Raw genomic sequence first — 2426 nt, 5'->3', positions numbered from 1 at the left:
TCAGCTTCGGCGCGGCGGTCGGTCTCACCACGGTCTGCATGATCCTGCTGCTCGGGCAGACCCGGGTGTTCTTCGCGATGAGCCGCGACGGTCTGCTGCCGCGCTTCTTCTCGCAGGTCCACCCCCGCTTCAAGACCCCGCACCGCCCGACGATCCTGCTCGGCGTGCTGATCGCGATCCTCGCCGGTTTCACCCCCCTCAGCGAGCTGGCCGAGCTGGTCAACATCGGCACCCTGTTCGCCTTCGTCGTCGTCGCGATCGGCGTCATCGTCCTCCGCCGCACCCGCCCCGACCTGCACCGCGCCTTCCGCACCCCGTGGGTCCCCTTCCTCCCGATCGTCTCGGTCCTGGCCTCCCTCTGGCTGATGATCAACCTCCCCGCCGAGACCTGGATCCGCTTCGCCGCCTGGATGGCCATCGGCGCGGTCGTCTACTTCCTCTACGGCCGCTCCCACAGCCGCCTGGGCCGCGGCGAACAGCCTGCGGCCCCGGCCGACAGGGCCTGACCCCTCGGCTGACCTCTCGCCTGCGGCCGCCCGGAGCCGCGTCGGGGACGCCCCCGCGCCGGGTCCGGCGGGCCGCCGCCGGGTGTCGGCGCCGTGCCCCGGCCGGGCCGAGGCACCCACGACCCGCCGGAAACGGAGGCATGGTGTGCCCCTTGCCCGGCCTCGCCGGTGCCGGGGCGGCCGGTTCCACGGAGTGGGCCGTGCTGGAGGGGTGGTTGTCGTCCCTGCCGGGACAGGGGGCGGGGCCTCCTGACGGCCCCGTACCTCAGCCTCGTACCGTCCGGGGCCCCGCGACCCTCGCGCCCAGTTCCGTCACCCTGCGGCGCAGTTCGCGGTCGGCCGTGACGACCAGGCGGGGGCGGGTGGGGGCGGCTGCCACCAGGGTGACGATGTGGTCGTCGCCGTCGGCGGGGGCCGGGTCCACGTGGACGCCGGGGACCGGTTCGACGTCGCGGGCCGCGCCCTCGACGACCAGGACGATCTCCACCGGGCCCGGGTGGCCCGGGAGGCCGTCGGCGGCCAGGTGGTCGCGGAGGCGGCGGGCGGCGGCCGGGCGGTCGCGCCACCAGCCGTCGGGCACCGAGCCGACGACGTTCGCGCCGTCCACGATCACCAGCAGGGGAGTGCCGTCGTCGTCCATGGGGCCAGCGTCCCACGGACGGCGGGCCCGGCGGACGTGGGCGGGGGAGGGCCGTCATACAGTGATCGGGTGAACGGCGACTGGCTCATACGCGGCCGCGACGGGCGGCTGAGTGCTTATCTGGCGTCGGACGGCGCCGTGCTGTGCCGGGCGGAACGCACCCCGGGCGGCCCCTGGGACGCCCCGCGCACGGTCGGCGGCCCCCAGAAGGTGCACGCGGTCCTCGCCGTCGGCCACGGCCCCGACGGCTACGGCCACCTGGCGTCCTGGCGGTCCACCGTGAAGGGCGAGGCGGGCGTGGTGCACTCCACCCACTACCGGCCCCTCCTCGCCCCGCTGGACTGGGTCCCGGTCGGGCATCCCGACAAGAAGGGCGCCCGTACCGGCGTACCCGCCGTCGCGGTGGACGCCCAGGGCCGCGCCCATGTCTTCGTCCGTAGCTCCACCGGCGCCCTCGGCATGGCCGCCCAGAAGGAGAAGGGCGGCTGGGACCCCTGGCGCGACCTCAAGGGCGAGGGCATCGTCGCCGAACCCGCCGCCGTCACCGGGGAGTCGGGGTGCGTGGAGGTGTACGCCGTCGGCACCGGCGGCCTCCACCACTGGCGGCAGCGCGAACCGGGCACCCCGCCCGTGCTGGAGGAGACCCTCGACGTCACCGCGCGCCGCGGCACCCTGCGCGCGCTGGCCACCTCCGCCGGGCACACCACGCTCTTCTTCACCGACGCCTCCGGCGACATCCACGCCTGGCGCCCCGGCGACAAGCCGGCACCCGTGCTCCCGGCCGCCGGCCCCGGACCCGTCGCCGCGATCCGCTGCGAACTCGACGGCCACGACTGCACCCTGCTCGCCCAGCGCTCCGCGAGCGGCCGGGTCGCCTTCGCCGCCTACCCCACCGAACAGGAGTCGGCCGGCGCCTGGTGGACCGAGTCAGGACCTGAACTCCCGGACGACGCCGAGGTGGCACTGGCCCTGGACCACGAGAACCGGGTCGCCGCGGCCACCCTGTCCCCCTCCACCGGCCGACTGCTCCTCACCCGCCGCAAGGACGAACCCGGCCTGGCCCTCAGAGCCTGGCTGGAGGTCTGAGGACAGAGGGAGACGACGGGAGGGCCCCCGCCGTATCGGCGGAGGCCCTCCTTCGACATTCCTGAGGTGTTACGCCGGAACCGACGCCACGCCCGGAGCCAGGAACTTCTTGCCGTTCACCCGCTCGGAGACACCCTCGCGGTCCAGGTACGGCGTGATGCCGCCCAGGTGGAAGGGCCAGCCCGCACCGGTGA

Annotated in this window: 3 protein-coding genes; 2 read left to right on the top strand and 1 reads right to left on the bottom strand. The window is 75.0% G+C overall.

Annotated elements, in window-relative coordinates; genetic code table 11:
• A partial coding sequence (locus G6W55_RS37330) for an amino acid permease (RefSeq protein WP_175525027.1) occupies positions 1 to 506 on the top strand: 506 nt, incomplete at its 5' end.
• Positions 507 to 771: 265 nt separating this feature from the next.
• Here the strand turns inward: G6W55_RS37330 and G6W55_RS37325 are convergent.
• Positions 772 to 1146, bottom strand: a complete 375-nt coding sequence (locus tag G6W55_RS37325; protein WP_175525026.1) for an NTP pyrophosphohydrolase — start codon at positions 1144 to 1146, stop codon at positions 772 to 774.
• Between the two features lie 69 nt (positions 1147 to 1215).
• Between G6W55_RS37325 and G6W55_RS37320 the strand changes: the two genes are divergently transcribed.
• Positions 1216 to 2232 (top strand): hypothetical protein, encoded by a 1017-nt coding sequence (locus G6W55_RS37320; protein WP_175525025.1) that lies wholly within the window; start codon positions 1216 to 1218, stop codon positions 2230 to 2232.
• Positions 2233 to 2426: the final 194 nt, after the last annotated feature.

The sequence above is a fragment of the Streptomyces sp. CAI-85 genome, assembly GCF_013363615.1.
Lineage (GTDB): Bacteria > Actinomycetota > Actinomycetes > Streptomycetales > Streptomycetaceae > Streptomyces > Streptomyces antibioticus_B.
This window is presented reverse-complemented; position numbering and strand designations above follow the sequence as displayed.